The organism is Paraburkholderia terricola (genome assembly GCF_003330825.1).
Taxonomy (GTDB): Bacteria; Pseudomonadota; Gammaproteobacteria; order Burkholderiales; family Burkholderiaceae; genus Paraburkholderia; species Paraburkholderia terricola.
The window spans coordinates 1,358,526-1,375,226 of record NZ_CP024941.1; the positions used below are offsets into that span (position 1 = coordinate 1,358,526).

General features: G+C 63.9%; 13 protein-coding genes and 1 tRNA gene. 9 read left to right on the plus strand and 5 right to left on the minus strand.

The genetic code is table 11. The features are described from left to right. Entirely contained in the window at nt 1-834 is an 834-nt protein-coding gene (locus tag CUJ90_RS06060) for an EI24 domain-containing protein (RefSeq protein WP_073427529.1), read from the plus strand. 30 nt (nt 835-864) lie between these two features. Beyond that, a complete protein-coding gene (locus CUJ90_RS06065; RefSeq protein WP_073427530.1) occupies nt 865-1,695 on the plus strand; it encodes a competence/damage-inducible protein A in 831 nt (276 codons plus the stop codon). 219 nt (nt 1,696-1,914) lie between these two features. On the opposite strand, the gene CUJ90_RS06070 is transcribed toward CUJ90_RS06065, so the two are convergent. Beyond that, nucleotides 1,915-2,379 carry a rhodanese-like domain-containing protein gene (locus tag CUJ90_RS06070; protein WP_073427531.1) on the minus strand — a complete coding sequence of 155 codons (465 nt, stop codon included), beginning with the start codon at nt 2,377-2,379 and terminating at the stop codon, nt 1,915-1,917. Between the two features lie 438 nt (nt 2,380-2,817). Here CUJ90_RS06070 and glnA point away from each other — a divergent pair, with 438 nt between their 5' ends. The 4 genes from glnA (at nt 2,818) to CUJ90_RS06090 (ending at nt 9,481) form a co-directional block, all read left to right on the plus strand. Continuing rightward, entirely contained in the window at nt 2,818-4,233 is a 1,416-nt protein-coding gene (gene glnA / locus CUJ90_RS06075) for a type I glutamate--ammonia ligase (protein ID WP_073427532.1), read from the plus strand. A 250-nt stretch (nt 4,234-4,483) separates the two neighbouring features. Beyond that, a complete protein-coding gene (gene glnL, locus CUJ90_RS06080) occupies nt 4,484-5,626 on the plus strand; it encodes a nitrogen regulation protein NR(II) (RefSeq protein WP_073427533.1) in 1,143 nt (380 codons plus the stop codon). A 34-nt stretch (nt 5,627-5,660) separates the two neighbouring features. Continuing rightward, the gene (ntrC, locus tag CUJ90_RS06085; protein ID WP_073427534.1) at nt 5,661-7,175 is read left to right on the plus strand and encodes a nitrogen regulation protein NR(I); all 1,515 of its coding nucleotides are present in this window, start codon (nt 5,661-5,663) and stop codon (nt 7,173-7,175) included. A gap of 167 nt (nt 7,176-7,342) precedes the next feature. Continuing rightward, nucleotides 7,343-9,481: a prolyl oligopeptidase family serine peptidase gene (locus CUJ90_RS06090; protein ID WP_073427535.1), complete on the plus strand. Its 2,139-nt coding sequence runs from the start codon at nt 7,343-7,345 to the stop codon at nt 9,479-9,481. Nucleotides 9,482-9,535: 54 nt separating this feature from the next. Here CUJ90_RS06090 and xth read toward each other — a convergent pair whose 3' ends face one another. Beyond that, nucleotides 9,536-10,312, minus strand: coding sequence for an exodeoxyribonuclease III (gene xth, locus CUJ90_RS06095; RefSeq protein WP_073427699.1), 777 nt, complete (start codon nt 10,310-10,312; stop codon nt 9,536-9,538). A 187-nt stretch (nt 10,313-10,499) separates the two neighbouring features. On the opposite strand from xth, the gene CUJ90_RS06100 reads away from it, so the two are divergent. Then, on the plus strand, nt 10,500-10,787 hold the full coding sequence (locus tag CUJ90_RS06100) for a hypothetical protein (RefSeq protein ID WP_073427536.1): 288 nt from the start codon (nt 10,500-10,502) through the stop codon (nt 10,785-10,787). An 89-nt stretch (nt 10,788-10,876) separates the two neighbouring features. Next, nucleotides 10,877-10,953 (plus strand) — tRNA-Met (locus CUJ90_RS06105). A gap of 98 nt (nt 10,954-11,051) precedes the next feature. Here the strand turns inward: CUJ90_RS06105 and CUJ90_RS06110 are convergent. Further along, nucleotides 11,052-11,750, minus strand: coding sequence for an aspartate/glutamate racemase family protein (locus tag CUJ90_RS06110; RefSeq protein WP_114162199.1), 699 nt, complete (start codon nt 11,748-11,750; stop codon nt 11,052-11,054). Nucleotides 11,751-11,959: 209 nt separating this feature from the next. On the opposite strand from CUJ90_RS06110, the gene CUJ90_RS06115 reads away from it, so the two are divergent. Further along, complete coding sequence (locus CUJ90_RS06115; protein WP_073427538.1) at nt 11,960-13,252, plus strand: amidohydrolase family protein; 1,293 nt, start codon at nt 11,960-11,962, stop codon at nt 13,250-13,252. 124 nt (nt 13,253-13,376) lie between these two features. Here the strand turns inward: CUJ90_RS06115 and CUJ90_RS06120 are convergent, their stop codons facing one another. Both CUJ90_RS06120 and folD read right to left on the minus strand, forming a co-directional pair. Then, entirely contained in the window at nt 13,377-15,485 is a 2,109-nt protein-coding gene (locus tag CUJ90_RS06120) for a M3 family metallopeptidase (RefSeq protein WP_114162200.1), read from the minus strand. Nucleotides 15,486-15,695: 210 nt separating this feature from the next. Continuing rightward, nucleotides 15,696-16,556, minus strand: a complete 861-nt coding sequence (gene folD, locus CUJ90_RS06125; RefSeq protein WP_114162201.1) for a bifunctional methylenetetrahydrofolate dehydrogenase/methenyltetrahydrofolate cyclohydrolase FolD — start codon at nt 16,554-16,556, stop codon at nt 15,696-15,698. Between the last annotated feature and the right edge of the window lie 145 nt (nt 16,557-16,701).

A 16,701-nucleotide genomic window follows, 5' to 3' on the forward strand; every position in this document is an offset into this window, starting at 1 on the left:
ATGAATGATCTGTTGCGCTCGTTCGGACGCGCGCTTACAAGCGCGCTCCACCCGCGCATGCTCTGGCTGACCTTCATGCCGTTTTTCGCGGCCACGGTCGGCTGGGGCGTGATCCTGTGGTTTTCCTGGCAGACGCTGATCGGCGCGACCCGCACCTGGCTCGCGAGCTGGTCGTTCACGGCCACGCTCTATCAACTGTTCGACTGGCTCGGCTTTGCGTCGCTGCATGCGGCGATCGCGCCGTTCATCGTGATCGCGATGGCGATTCCGCTGATCGTCGTCACCGTGCTGCTGCTGATCGCCACGCTGTCGATGCCGGCGGTCATCCGTTTCCTGTCGACGCGGCAATTCACCGGCCTCGAAATGCGCCGCGGCGGAACGTGGTACGGTAGCCTCGGCCATGCGTTGTGGACCACCCTGGTCTGTCTGGTGCTGCTGATCGTCACGTTGCCGCTCTGGCTGGTGCCGCCGTTCTTCGCGCTGATTCCGCCGCTGCTGTGGGGCTGGCTGACCTATCGCGTGATGACTTACGACGCGCTTGCGCTGCACGCCACGCGCGACGAGCGTCGCGCACTGGTGCGGCGCTTCCGCCTGCCGCTGCTGCTGATCGGCATCGCCAGCGGTCTGATGGGCTCGCTGCCCACGCTGCTGTGGGTGTCGTCGGTATGGCTGATCGTGCTGTTCCCGGTAATCACCGCGGTGACGATCTGGATCTACGCGTTCATCCTCGTGTTCTCGGCGTTGTGGTTCGGCTACTACTGTCTGCGCGCGCTGCAACGCATGCGCGCGGAAGAGCACGGCGGCGCGCGGCAGACGGCGCCGGTTCCTTATTGATGAATTACTGACTAAGCGAAAGAGGCGGCAATGGCATTTGGCGTCATCATCATCGGCGATGAAATCCTGTCGGGCAGGCGCGTCGACAAGCATCTGCCGAAGGTCATCGAATTGCTGGGCGCGCGCGGACTGTCGCTCGGCTGGGCGGAATATATCGGCGACGATCCCGAGCGCATCACGGCGACGCTGCGGCGCACGTTCGCGTCGGGCGACGTCGTGTTCTCCACGGGCGGCATCGGCGCCACCCCGGACGATCACACTCGCCAGTGCGCGGCGGCCGCGCTCGGCGTGCCGCTTCAATTGCATCCGGAAGCGGCGCGGCTGATCCAGGAGCGCATCCGCGATATGTATCCGGCGACCGCGGCAACGCCGCTCGATCTGGAAACGCCGGAAAACCTGCATCGCCTGAACATGGGCACCTATCCGCAGGGCGCTTCGATCATTCCGAACGGCTACAACAAGATTCCGGGTTTTTCGATCGGCCAGCATCACTTCGTGCCGGGTTTCCCGGTGATGGCGTGGCCGATGATCGAGTGGGTGCTGGATACGCAGTACGCGCATTTGCATCACGCCATGCCGCACGCGGAAAAATCACTGCTGGTGTTCGAGTTGCCGGAATCGCGTGTGACGCCGTTGATGGAGAAGATCGAACGGGATTTTCCGGGCGTGCGGGTGTTCAGCCTGCCGAGCGTGGGCGACGCCGAACGCGGCGGCGTGTATGCGCGGCATCACATCGATCTGGGTGTGAAGGGCGAGCCGGAAGCCGTCGCGGCGGCGTTCGTCAAACTGCGCGAAGGGGTGCATCTGCTGGGCGGCGACATCGTCGAATTGGACGCGGCCGCGGCCAAACCGCGCGATTGATTCGCGGGCTACGCGAGCGAGTTTTTTTCGGCGCTCGTGAGGCCGTGCGGGCACTCTCTCGCCGGCTGTGCTTCATTGTGTAGTCGCCGCATCATCGGCCTGTCACACTCAGCGCCGACGATGCGTTTCAGGCAGGCGTGCGCGCATGCCAATGGCAACCGGCAACCGGCAACGGTCGGCCAACGGGTCAGCCAACCGCGCCAACCGCGCCGTCCGCGATCATGCGCCGATCCACGGCAAGCCGCGAAAACACCAGCCCGACACCGTCTTCCGATGCCCCTGGCCGTCCTTGTCGCCTTCGAAGCCTTCGAGCAGGTCGTACGCCTGGGTGAAGCCGGCCTGGGCCGCGGCGATCGCGGCGAGCTTCGAGCGCGCGGCGCTGCGGCACAGGAAGAGCACCGGCGTATCCGGCGAGGCGACCTGTTTCAACTGATCGAGGAATTCCTGGTTCGGCACCGCGCCCGGATAGCGCGTCCATTCCACGTGCGCGTATTGCCCGTCGCCGACAACCGGCCGACCGACCCAATCGAGTTCGGCGCGCGTGCGCACATCGACGAGACGCGCGCGCGGATCGAGTTGCAGCAGTTCGAACGCCTCGGCCGGCGAGATCGCGCCCGCGTAGGGCAACTGGTTTTCGCCGCGACGCTTTTCCGCCTGGGCGTATAGCTGTTCAAGCGTGCTCATGAGCGTGTCTCTCTCTTGGACCAAATAACCATTCTAGCGCGCAGCGCGAAGCGGAGAGGATCGGCGGGCGCCAGAAACCTTGGGAGTCGCCGCGCAAGTGTAATGTTCTCTAATGGTGCAAAATCTAGAAAATGCACCAAAATAGGTATAACGGCAAGGTCGCAGTTAGGTCATGCACGTTTTCGGTGCCATGCCCGAATCGCCGATTTCGGGGCTGCATGCCATTCGGTGCGCGCATTCCCCGCAAACGCGCGCGCACAATGGGTCTGCGCCGGCTTGGCGCATGCATGGCACAGAAGCTGCTTCATTGCTTCCGATCGACTTGTCCCACAGGCTCGAATGTCCGCCTCGACGAAACCAGGGGTGGACGCGCCGGGACGGGTCAGCTAGATTGGGCGGCGGCTGAACCCGCCGAATTCGTTAATCAGGAGATAGGTTATGAGTAAATCCGTGGCCGACGTCGTGCAACTCGTCAAAGACGAAGACGTCAAGTTTGTCGACTTTCGTTTCACCGACACGCGCGGCAAGGAGCAACACGTTTCGGTGCCGGTGTCGGCATTCGATGAAGACAAGTTCGAAAGCGGCCATGCGTTTGACGGTTCGTCGATTGCCGGTTGGAAGGGCATCGAAGCATCGGATATGTTGCTGGTCCCGGACGCGAACACGGCCTTCATCGACCCGTTCTATGAAGAATCCACCCTCGTGCTGACCTGCGACGTCGTCGAACCGGCGGACGGCAAGGGCTACGAGCGCGACCCGCGCTCGCTCGCCAAGCGCGCTGAAGCCTATCTGAAGAGCACGGGCCTGGGCGACACGGCATTCTTCGGTCCGGAACCGGAATTCTTCATTTTCGACTCGGTCCAGTGGAACACGGATCAGTCGGGCTGCTTCATCAAGATCGGTTCGGAAGAAGCACCGTGGTCGTCGGCGAAGGAATTCGAAGGCGGCAACACCGGCCACCGTCCGGGCACGAAGGGCGGCTATTTCCCGGTCGCTCCGGTCGACACGTTCCAGGACATCCGTTCGGAAATGTGCCTGCTGCTCGAACAGATCGGCATTCCGGTCGAAGTGCATCACCACGAAGTCGCGGGCCAGGGCCAGAATGAAATCGGCACCAAGTTCTCGACGCTGGTGCAACGCGCCGACTGGCTGCAGCAGATGAAGTACATCATCCACAACGTCGCGCACACGTACGGCAAGACGGCTACGTTCATGCCGAAGCCGGTGGTCGGCGATAACGGTTCGGGCATGCACGTTCACCAGTCGATCTGGAAGGACGGCACGAACCTGTTCGCGGGCAACGGTTACGCGGGTCTGTCGGAATTCGCGCTGTTCTACATCGGCGGCATCATCAAGCATGCTCGCGCGCTGAACGCGATCACGAACCCGTCGACGAACTCGTACAAGCGCCTCGTGCCGCACTTCGAGGCGCCGGTGAAGCTGGCTTACTCGGCTCGCAACCGTTCGGCGTCGATCCGCATTCCGCACGTGTCGAATCCGAAGGGCCGCCGTATCGAAACGCGCTTCCCGGATCCGATGGCGAATCCGTACCTGTGCTTCTCCGCGCTGATGATGGCGGGTCTGGACGGCGTGCAGAACAAGATTCATCCGGGCGAAGCTGCCGACAAGAACCTGTACGACCTGCCGCCGGAAGAGGATGCAAAGATCCCGACCGTGTGTGCCGGCCTCGACCAGGCGCTGGACGCACTCGACGCGGACCGCGAATTCCTGACGCGCGGCGGCGTGTTCACGGATTCGATGCTCGACGCGTACATCGAACTGAAGACGGGCGAGCTGCAACGCTATCGTCAGTCGGTGCACCCGATCGAATTCGAAATGTACTACTCGCTGTAAGCGGCAATGGCGCTTCGCCCTTCAAACGGCGAAGCGCTTTGCCCGACGCTCGCGATCGGTCACGAAGGGACGGCGGCGCCGTCCCTTTTTCGTTGGATCGAGCGCAACGTTTGCGATCCGCGTAGGCGACGTTCGCGACATGCGCGTAGGCGACATGCGCGTAGGCGACATGCGCGAGCCGCGGGCACCGGGCGACACAAAACGCGCTACACCTGATTTATCACCATCTCCTATCGGCCGGACTGCAAAGATGGTTCTCAAGAATCTGATCAAGGCAAGGAAAGGGCAGGAGCAAACGCTGTCGGACGACGCTCTCCTCGTGAGTTCCGGTTTGCTGCCCGGCTTCGAGGCGTTGCCGACAGTCGTGCTGGTGCTCGAAAAGCGCACGCTGCGTGTCGTGTTCGCGAACCCGTCGGCCGAATCGATGCTGGAGCTTTCGCGCCGGCAACTCACGCAGATGGCGTGGCCGGACATCTTCTCGAATGCGGACGAACTGCTCGCGACCATCTCCGCGATCGCCGCCCACCGTTTTCACGCGACGCATCTCGACGCCGTGCTCGAGCGTCCCGGTCACGAGCCGCTGCACGTGCATGCGATCGTCGGCTTTCTGGAAACGGCGCAGGACTACGTGCTGCTCGAACTGTTCGAGAACGAGCGGCATCTGCGCACCGACCGCGAGGAGCGCATCAACGACCTCACGGCGGTCAACAAGCAACTGATCCGCAATCTCGCGCACGAGATCAAGAATCCGCTCGGCGGGATTCGCGGCGCGGCGCAACTGCTCGAGTTCGAACTCGGCGAGCGTCAGCGCGACGAGTTGCGCGAGTACACGCAGGTCATCATCAAGGAATCGGACCGCTTGCAGACGCTGGTCGACCGCCTGCTCGAACCGCACCGTCATCCGCATATCGTCGGCGACGTGAATATTCACGAGGTGTGCGAGCGCGTGCGCCAGGTGATTCTCGCGGAGTTTCCGCGCGGCCTCACGATCGAACGCGATTACGACGTGAGCGTGCCCGATTTGCGCGGCGACAAGGAGCAATTGATTCAGGCGCTGCTGAACATCGTGCGCAATGCGGCCGAGGCGCTGCGTGAGCGCATCTCGCAAGGCGACGCGCGCATCGAATTGCGCACCCGCATTGCGCGCAAGATCACGGTGTCGAAACGTTTATGTAAGCTGGCACTGGACTTGCATATCATCGACAACGGCCCAGGCATTCCCGAGGAGATCCGTGACCGCATCTTTTATCCGCTCGTGTCGGGGCGCGAGGACGGCAGCGGTCTCGGTCTGACGCTCGCGCAGACCTTCGTGCAACAACACGACGGACTGATCGAAGTGGAAAGCCGCCCGGGCCACACCGAGTTTCAGATTGTGCTGCCGCTCGACTGCTAAACCAAACGCATCTCAAGAATTCTGACCGACCCATATGAAGCCGATCTGGATAGTAGACGACGATCAATCGATTCGCTGGGTGCTCGAAAAAGCGCTCGCCCGCGAAAACTTCGCGACACGCAGCTTCGCGAACGTGCGTGAGGCGTCGGCCGCGCTCGATCACGACAGCCCGCAAGTGCTGGTGTCCGACATCAGGATGCCAGGCGGCTCCGGCCTCGAATTGCTGCAAACCGTGCGTGACAAGGTGCCGGGCTTGCCCGTCATCATCATGACGGCGTTCTCGGATCTGGATAGCGCGGTCGCCGCATTTCAGGGCGGCGCGTTCGAGTACCTCGCCAAACCGTTCGACGTCGACAAGGCCGTCGAACTGATCCGCCGCGCCGTCGACGAAAGCATGCGCGGCGAACAGACGTGGGACGACCGCGTCGCCGATGCACCGGAAATGCTCGGCCAGGCGCCGGCGATGCAGGATATGTTCCGCGCGATCGGCCGCTTGTCGCATTCCGCCGCCACCGTGCTCATTACCGGCGAATCAGGCACCGGGAAGGAACTGGTCGCGCGTGCGTTGCACCGACATAGCCCACGCTCGAACGGTCCCTTCATTGCCTTGAACACCGCCGCGATTCCGAAGGACTTGCTGGAATCCGAACTGTTCGGCCATGAGCGCGGCGCGTTCACCGGCGCGCAGGCCATGCGCCAGGGGCGCTTCGAGCAGGCCGAGAACGGCACGCTGTTTCTCGATGAAATCGGCGACATGCCGTTCGATCTGCAAACGCGCCTGTTGCGCGTACTGTCGGACGGGCAGTTCTATCGCGTCGGCGGCCACAATCCGTTGCGGGCCAACGTGCGCGTGATCGCGGCGACGCACCAGAATCTCGAATCGCGCGTGCGCCAGGGCCTGTTCCGCGAGGACTTGTATCACCGGCTCAATGTGATCCGCTTGCGTTTGCCTGCGCTGCGCGAGCGCAGCGAGGACATTCCGCTGCTCACGCGTCACTTCCTGCAAAAGAGTGCGCGCGATCTGGGCGTCGAGCCCAAGCGCGTGTCCGAAGACGCGCTGGCGTATCTCGCGTCGCTGCCGTTTCCGGGCAACGTGCGTCAGTTGGAGAACCTCGCCAACTGGCTGACGGTGATGGCGCCCGCGCAGACCATCGAGATCAAGGACTTGCCGCCCGACCTCGGTCCCGCGCAAGCCGGCGTGAGCGATCTCGCGGGCGGCGGCGGAGTGCTCGGTAATGGCGAAGCCGGCCTCGCGGCGACGGCGCCGATCAACGGCGCGAGCGCTTCGGCGCAACCGGCCGCGGCCGGCGGCTTGCCGGTCGCGACGCCTGTGAGCGCCTGGGAAGGCGGTCTGCGTACCGAAGTCGCGCGCCTGTTGCGCGAGAACTCGGCCGACGTCATGGACGAACTCGCGCGCCGTTTCGAAGCGGCGGTGATTCGCGAGGCGCTGGATTTCACGCGTGGCCGCAAGGTGGAAGCGGCCGAGCGTCTGGGCATCGGCCGCAATACGATTACGCGCAAGATTCAGGAGCTCAATCTCGAGCCTTGAGGTTCGTGCTGAGGTTCGTGCTTGAAGTTGGCGTGATGTGACGCGGAGCGGTTCGGGTATCGCTCCGTCGTTCGCGGCTTCATCCATGTCGGCGCTGGCGAGCATCGTCAAAGGCGCTTCGCTTCTCGCAGGGCATAATCAACGCTGTTTTCATTCGACAGCCGACGATGCCCGCTTCTCCCGCTACTCGCGGCCCCTTTCTCTGGCCGCTTTCTCCCGATTCCTTTCTGTCGCTCGAAGCGCTCGACGATCCCGCCGCGCTCGCGTGGGTCGACGCGCAGAATGTCCGCACGCGCGCCGCGTGGTGCAGCGGTGCGCAATTCGAGTCGCTCAGGCAACAGCTCGCCGACGCTTATCTGCCGCGCGAGCGTCCGGTCATTCCCGATCGCTGGAAGGATTGGGCCTACGATCTCTGGCAGGACGAGCGCAATCCGAAGGGCATCTGGCGGCGCACCACATGGGCCGCATGGCGCAGCGGCGCGCCCGTGTGGCAGACCCTGCTCGACTTCGACGCGCTCGGCGCGGCGGAAGGCACGCCGTGGGTATGCGTGGAACTCGACATTCTTTACCCGGATGGCGATCGCGCGCTGGTGACGCTGTCGCCGGGCGGCTCGGACGCATTGGTGGTGCGCGAATTCGATATCGACGCCCAACGTTTCGTCGACGACGGCTTCGTGATCGCGAAGGCCGGCAAGCACACCGCGTCGTGGATCGACCGCGATACGTTGTACGTCGGTTGGGACAATGGCCGCAAGACGCTCACGCGCTCAGGCTACCCGCGTGAAGTGCGCCGCTGGACGCGAGGCACGGCGCTGGCCGACGCGCCGGTGGTGTTCAAAGGCGCGTTCGGCGACATCGGCGTCGAAGCGCACTACGATCCGGTCGAACAGCGGCATACGGTGGTGAGCAGCGTCGACTTCTTCGATTCGCACACGTATTACCTCGAGAGCGCCGCGGCTGCCGCCGATGCCTGGCGCCGTTACGACGTGCCCTCGCATGTCGCGGTGAGCGGTTGGCAGGGCTGGCTGCTGCTGGAGCCGCGCCTCGATTGGCATTGCAACGGCGCGCATTACGCGGGCGGCGCGTTGCTGGCGATTCGCGAAGCGGCGTTCCTGCGCGGCGAGCGCGACGTCACGCCGCTTTTCATGCCGACACCGCGAACCTCGGTGTGCGAGTGGACGCATACGCGCAACCATCTGATCGTGTCGTATCTCGAGGATGTGCGAAACCAGACCTTGCTGTGGACGCCCGCGCGAGATGCCGATCAAGAAGGTTGGCATTGGCGGCGGCGCGTCTTTCCGTCGCGCGACGACGCGCAAGCCGAAGTCTCGCCGGTCGAGCCGACGTTGAACGACGAAGTGTTCGTCGATACCGACGACTATCTGCAACCGCCGGCGTACTGGCTCACCGACCTCGCCCGCGACGATCTGACCGGTTGGGAATTGCTCGATCGCTGGCCGACGCAATTCGACGCAACGCCGTTCGCAGTGACGCGCGCGCATGCGGTGTCCGCTGACGGCACGCGCGTGCCGTACACCGTGATCGGGCCGCGCGTCATGCAAGAAGCGTCGCAAGAGGCCACGTCAGAGCGCGCACGGCAACACGCGCGGCCATGCCTGCTCAACGGCTACGGCGGCTTCGCGATTCCCTTGCTGCCGAGCTATCTGACGGGACAGGGCATCGGCTGGCTCGCGCGCGGCGGCGTCTACGTGGTCGCGCATATCCGCGGCGGCGGCGAATTCGGCACGGAGTGGCACACGGCGGCGCAGGGCGAGCATCGGCAGCGTTCGTTCGACGATTTCATCGCGGTGGCCGAGGCGCTCATCAGCACCGGCGTGACGAGTGCCGCGCAACTCGGCATTCAGGGCGGCAGCAACGGCGGTTTGCTGGTGGCCGCGTGCATGGTGCAGCGCCCCGAGCTGTTCGGCGCGGTGGTATGCGAGGTGCCCTTGCTCGACATGAGCCGCTATCACCTGCTGCATGCGGGTGCCTCGTGGATCGACGAATACGGCGATCCCGATGACCCCGACGAAGCGCGCGTGCTGGCCGCTTACTCACCGTATCACCGGGTGAGCGCGGGCGTCGGGTATCCACCTGTATTGTTGACCACCTCGACCGCCGACGACCGTGTGCATCCGGCACACGCGCGCAAGATGGCCGCGCGCATGCAGGCGCTGGGCGCGGACAAGGTCTGGTATCGGGAGAACACGGAAGGCGGGCACGGCGGTTCCGATGAACTGGAGCAGGCCGAGCACGATGCGATGGTGTTCGAGTTTTTGTGGCGCTGTTTAGGCGCTCCCGCTTGAGCGCGACGCGGGTCTGAAAGAGGCCGTTCCAGGGTCTCGCATCGGGCGGCGAGATCAGCCGATTTGCGCGACGACCGGCGCGTGGTCCGACGGCTGATCCCATTTGCGCGGCACCTTGTCGACGTCGCACGACGAGCATGCCTCGGCCAGCGCTTTCGACAGCAGAATATGGTCGATGCGCAGCCCCGCGTTGCGGCGAAACGCGAGCATCCGGTAGTCCCACCACGAGTAGATCTTCTCCGGCTGTTCGAACTGGCGGAACGCGTCGACGAGGCCGAGGCTGATCAGCCGAACGAACTCCGCGCGTTCTTCGGGCGACACCAGATTCTGGCCTTCCCACGCTTTTGGATCGTGCACGTCGCGATCTTCAGGTGCGATGTTGTAGTCGCCGAGCAGCGCGAGTTTCGGATGCAGTGCCATTTCGCTCGCGATCCAGTCGTGCAGCGCGGCGAGCCAGCGCAGCTTGTACGCGAACTTCTCGGTGCCCGGCGCCTGGCCGTTCGGGAAGTACGCGGAGACGACGCGCACGCCTTCGATGGTCGCGGCGATCACGCGTTGCTGCGGATCCTCGAAACCGGGAATGTTCCGCACGATGCTGTCTTCGTCGACGTTCAGCCCCTCGCGCACCAGGATGCCGACGCCGTTATACGTTTTCTGGCCGGCGAACCAGCTCCGATAGCCTTTTTCCGCGAGCTCGGCGCGCGGAAATTTTTCGTCGGGCAGCTTCAGTTCCTGGAGGCACAGCACGTCGGTGTGACTCGTTTCGAGCCAGTCGATGACGTGTTGCTGGCGGACTTTGAGGGAGTTGACGTTCCAGGTGGCGATTTTCATGAAATTCTCACGTTCTTGCTGGGCCATTCGGGTTATTCCGGTAGCCCGCATCTTATCGTGCGCGATGGGCGTCCGTGAAAATTGCCGTCGCCGCTGTCGAGCCTAACGGCGGAAAATAAAAGCGTGGAGCGGGCAGGGCGCAGCGTATAGTGGGATCACAATTCGCGCTCACGCATCGGGAGACATCATGGCCGAACTCTATCCAGCCCTCTATAAGAATTTCGAAGTGCATCCGCTGGTGTTTTCGCGGGCGTTCGACAAATTCGACGGCCACAAGCGTCACGCCGAAGGTTACGACGTCGCGGTGCGCGTCTGCCGGCCGGGCGCGATCAGCGGCTCGAAAGCGAGCCGCGTATTTCGTCTCGTGCTGCCGGCCACGTTCTCCGATTTCGGTGTCGCCAAACGCAGTGCGAGCCAGTACGGTGCCGACATTATCGACGGCAAGGTGGAAGGCGCCACGGTGCAGGATCTTTGAACGGCTTCGTGCATGCACGCGTCGTTTGAAATAAGTCCGGTGATTGTTTGACGTCTTGCGAGCATCTCTATACAATCCGTTTTCTCTGACGCGGGGTGGAGCAGTCTGGCAGCTCGTCGGGCTCATAACCCGAAGGTCGTAGGTTCAAATCCTACCCCCGCAACCAAGCATTGTTGAAAGCCCGTTGGCGCAAGCCAAGCGGGCTTTTTAACTGGTGGCGTCGGTTCTTCATGCAGTGGCATGCCGATTCCTACATGCCGCCATTCACTTCACCTCGACCGCCCATTCAACCGCCGCTTGCGCATGCAACGCGGTCGTATCGAACACCGGCAGCACGGAATCTTCCGGCTTGATCAGCAACGTGATTTCGGTGCAGCCGAGAATCACCGCTTGCGCTCCGCGCGCGGCGAGGTCTTCGATCACACGCTGATACACCTCACGCGAATCGTCAGTGATCTTGCCGTGACACAGCTCGTCATAAATGATGCGGTGCACGTATGCGCGTCCGGCTTCGTCGGGAACCAGCGTGTCGAGTCCATGACGCTCGCGCAAGCGGCCGGTGTAAAACGTCTGCTCCATCGTATAGCGTGTGCCGAGCAAACCCACTCGCTCGATGCCCGCGGCGCGCAGTGCCTCGCCGGTCGGATCGGCAATGTGGAGAAACGGCACCTCGATCGCCTGCTCGATCGATTCATACACGCGATGCATTGTGTTTGTCGCCAGCATCACGAGATCGGCGCCGCCTCGTTCGAGCCGGCGCGCGGCATCGGCCATCTGCTCGCCGAGCGCGCTCCAGTCGCCGGCGCGCTGGAGCGCTTCGACCGGCGCGAAGTCGACAGTGAGCATCAGGCTGCGAGCGTTGTGGTGGCCGCCGAGGCGCGCCTTCGCGTGGCGGTTGAGCGGCTTGTAGTATTCGGCGGACGATTCCCAGCTCATCCCGCCGATCACACCGATCGTTTTCATCTGCGTGCTCCGTGATTGGATGCATCACGTATGCGTGGACGCGATGCATCGGCCGTTCGAAAAGCGGAGTATAGGCGGGCACCGGGCGCGCAGCCGGTACGGATTCGCCGCCGCGCGCCGGTACGGCGGTCTCGCTAAAACGCGCGCAAACGGTTTCTGACGCCGATAGAATCGCTATCAGTCAACGAGCGGTCAACAGGGAGCGATACATGGATCTGATCATCCGCCGCGCGATGCTGCCGCGAGGCGCCGCGCCGCAACACACGCAACCGGTCGACATCGGCATCGACGCGGGCCGCATCGTTGCCGTCGAACCGAATCTGGTCGCGAGCGCGCGCGAGGAAATCGACGCCGCCGGCTCCCTCGTCACGCCGCCGTTCGTCGATCCGCATTTCCACATGGATGCGACGCTGTCATACGGCTTGCCGCGCGTGAACGCATCGGGCACCTTGCTGGAAGGCATCGCGGTGTGGGGCGAGCTGAAGCCGGACCTGACGCAAGAGGCGTTGATCGAACGCGCGCTGCAGTACTGCGACTGGGCCGTCGCGCGCGGGCTGCTGGCGATCCGCAGTCACGTGGACGTGTGCGATCCGCGTCTGCTCGCGGTCGAGGCGCTCGTCGAAGTGAAACGCCGTGTCGCGTCGTATCTCGACCTGCAACTGGTGGCCTTTCCGCAAGACGGCGTCTTGCGCAGTGCCGGCGCGTTCGAGAACCTCAAGCGCTCGATTGCGATGGGCGTGGACGTGGTCGGCGGGATTCCGCATTTCGAGCGCACGATGGCCGACGGCGCGCAGTCCGTGCGCATGCTGTGCGAATACGCGGCGGAGCAGGGCTTGCGCGTCGACATGCATTGCGACGAATCGGACGACCCGCTGTCGCGTCACATCGAAACGCTCGCGGCCGAAACGCATCGGCTCGGCTTGCAAGGGCGCGTCACCGGTTCGCATCTCACCTCGATGCATTCAATGGACAACTACTACGTGAGCAAGCTGTTGCCGCTGATCCGCGAAGCGGGTGTCCATGCGATCGCGAACCCGCTGATCAACATCACGTTGCAGGGCCGCAGCGACACCTATCCGAAACGGCGCGGCATGACCCGTGTGCCGGAGATGATGGCGGCGGGCATCAACGTGGCGTTCGGCCACGACTGCGTGATGGATCCGTGGTACAGCCTCGGCTCGGGGGACATGCTCGAAGTCGCGCACATGGGCCTGCACGTCGCGCAGATGACGGGCGTCGACGGCATGCAGGCGTGTTTCGATGCGGTCACGGTGAACGCCGCGCGGATTCTCGGGCTGGAAGGCTATGGCGTAGCGCCGGGCTGCGCGGCCAATCTCGTGCTGCTCGACGCGCGCGATCCGGTCGAAGCGATCCGTCTGCGGGCGGCACGCCTTGCCGTGGTGAGCCGCGGCAAGGTGGTGAGCCGGGCGCCCGCCGCGCGCGCCGCGTTGTCACTGGCGGGGCGTCCTTCGGAAGTGGACTTCAAGCTGCATCGGGGTTAGCCCCGCCGCACAACGCAACGCAGGCGCTGCCGGCGCGCACGAAAAAGCCGGTGCTTGCTCACGCAAGTCACCGGCTTTCTTATCGGTGCAACGCCAACGCGCCGACGGATACTTCAACGCAAGATCAATGCGCCGCAGCGGGCGTCATGCCGTTGTGCCGCAACAAGGCGTCGATGCTCGGCTCGCGACCGCGGAACGCCTTGAACGATTCCATCGCCGGACGGCTGCCGCCCACTTCGAGAATCTCCTTGCGATAGCGCATGCCCGTTGCCTGATCGAGCACGCTGCCGCTCGTGGCTTGCGCCGCTTCCTCGAACGCGGCGTAGGCATCGGCGGACAACACTTCGGCCCACTTGTAGCTGTAGTAGCCCGCTGCATAACCGCCCGCGAAAATGTGGCTGAACGTATTCGGCCAACGCGAGAACGGCGCTTGCGGCACGACATGAAAACGCTCGTTGATCTCGCTCGCGAGTTCGGTGGCGTTCTTCGTGCCGGCCGCGTCGAAACCGGTATGCAGTTGCATGTCGAACATCGAGAACACGATCTGCCGCAGCGTGCCGAGACCGCTCTGGAAATTCTTCGCGGCGAGCATCTTGTCGAATAGCTCGCGCGGCAGCGGCCTGGCCGTCTCGACGTGCGAAGTCATGTCGCTCAGCACGTCCCACTCCCAGCAGAAGTTCTCCATGAATTGCGACGGCAGTTCGACCGCGTCCCACTCGACGCCGTTGATGCCCGACACGCCCAGTTCATCGACACGCGTGAGCATGTGATGCAGACCGTGGCCGAATTCGTGGAACAGCGTGATGACTTCGTCGTGCGTGAAGCAGGCGGGCTTGCCGCCGACCGGCGCCGAGAAGTTGCAGGTCAGATACGCCACCGGCGTTTGCACGCCGCCGTGCGCGTGCTTGTGACGCCCGCGCGCGTCGTCCATCCATGCGCCGCCGCGTTTGCCTTCGCGTGCGTACAGGTCGAGGTAGAACTGCGCGACGAGGCCGCCGTCCTGATTCTCGACGCGGAAAAAGCGCACGTCGGGATGCCATACGGCCGCTTCGTCGCGACGGATGCGCACGCCGAACAGCGTTTCCGTGACCTTGAAAAGACCCTTGAACACGGTGTCTTCGGGGAAGTACTGTTTGACTTCGTTTTCCGAAAACGAATAGCGCTTCTGACGCAGGCGTTCAGCCGCAAACGTCATGTCCCACGGTTGCAGTTCGGTCATGCCGAGTTCGTTGGCGGCGAATTCGCGCAACTCTTTCCAGTCCTGTTCGGCATGCGGGCGAGCGCGCACGGCGAGGTCTTCGAGGAAGGCCATCACCTGCGCGGGCGATTCGGCCATTTTCGGTGCGAGCGAGACCTCGGCGAAGTTGTTGTAGCCGAGCATGCGCGCTTCTTCCGCGCGCAGCTGTAGCTGTTCGGCGAGCACGGCGGTGTTGTCCCACTCGGGCTTGCCGTTGCCGTATTGCGAACCGAGTTCGGAGGCGCGCGTCACGTAGGCGCGATACACCGCCTCGCGCATCGCGCGATTTTCCGAGTACTGCATCACCGGAAAATACGAGGGGAAGTGCAGCGTGAATTTGTAGCCGGTCTTGCCTTCGCGTTCGGCGGCTTCCTTCGCGGCTTCGATCACGTCTTCCGGCAGACCGGCCAGTTGCGCTTCATCGCCAGCCTCGACGACGTAGGCATACGCGTTGGTCGCATCGAGCACATGATCGGAAAACGCCTTCGAGAGCGCCGCCTGGCGCTCCTGCAATTCGGCGAAGCGCGGCTTCTGATCTTCCGGCAATTCCGCGCCGGACAAACGGAAATCGCGCAGCGCATTGCCGAGGATTTTCTTGCGCTCGCCGGTGAGCGAGACGAAATCGCTGCTAGCGTGCAACGCCTTGTACTTCTCGTACAGCGCGAGATTCTGTCCGACGCTCGACCAGAATTCCGTGACGCGTGGCAGGTTTTCTCCGTACACCGCGCGCAGTTCCGGCGTATCGGCGACGGCGTTCAAATGGCCCACCACGCTCCATGCGCGCGACAGCGGTTCGGTGGCGCGTTCGACCGGCTCGACCACGTCGGCCCACGAGGCGGGGGTGATCGGTTGGGCGGCGCGCTCGACGGCGGCGGCCGCGTCGGCGAGCAGCACATCGAGGGCGGGCGTCACGTGTTCGGGGCGGATTTCGCCAAAGCGCGGCAGATCGGAGAAATCGAGGAGCGGATTGTCGTGATTCGAGGCGGTAGTGGACATGAGGCTTCCTGTCTGACGCGGGTGAACGGGGTAATCGGGGCGCTTCGACGGGCGCGCGACGACGCTCCGATAAGCGCCCCGATAAGACCGGATAAAGACATTATTGGGGCAGGACACGCCGATTCCAATCCGTCGGCAGACAAATTATCAGATGTCGCGGTTCCTCGCGCGCGAGGAGTGTGGGCGGCGCAACGCGCCGTTGGGGCTTGATTACGCCGTTGCGGCCGCTTCGCGCTCGGCGGCTTCGATCGTGTTGACGAGCAGCATCGTGATGGTCATCGGGCCGACGCCGCCCGGTACCGGCGTGATGTAGCCGGCCACTTCCTTGACGCCCGCGAAGTCGACGTCGCCGCACAGCTTGCCGGCTTCGTCGCGATTCATGCCGACGTCGATCACCGCGGCGCCCGGCTTCGCCATCTCGGCGGTGAGAATGTTGCGCAGCCCGGTGGCGGCGACCACCACGTCGGCGTTGCGCGTGTGCGCGGCCAGATCGCGCGTCTTGCTGTGGCAGATCGTGACGGTCGCGCCGGCTTCGAGCAGCAGCAGCGCCATCGGCTTGCCGACGATGTTCGAGCGGCCGATCACAACAGCATTGGCGCCCTGCAGCGGAATCTGGTAAGCGGCCAGCATCTTCATCACGCCATACGGCGTGCACGGGCGGAACAGCGGCTGGCCGGTCAGCAGCGCGCCGGCATTGGCGACGTGAAAGCCGTCGACGTCCTTCTCGGGCGCGATCGCCTCGATCACCTTATGGCTGTCGATATGCGGCGGCAGCGGCAATTGCACCAGAATGCCGTGGATGCGCGGATCGCGGTTCAGTTCGTCGATGCGCGCGAGCAGATCGGCTTCGGGCAAGTCGGCCGGATAGCGGTCGAACGACGAGCCGAGACCGTTGTCGTGGCACGCCTTCACCTTGTTGCGCACATACACTTCGCTGGCCGGATTCGCGCCCACCAGCACCACCGCGAGGCCCGGCTGATGGCCGCGGGCGGTGAGGGCGGCGGCGCGCGCGGCGACGTCGGCGCGCAGGGTCTTGGAAAGGGCTAGGCCGTCGATCAGTTTGGCAGTCATGGTCGGTCGAGATGGGCAGTTTGGAAAGCGGGCGGGGCGCGTACGTCGATGGCGCTTTTCAACCGGAACGGGTCGGCACGTGAAAAGCGCGCGGCGCGAATCGGCGATAAGCAGCGCTGCAAAGTCCGACATTATACCGACCCGC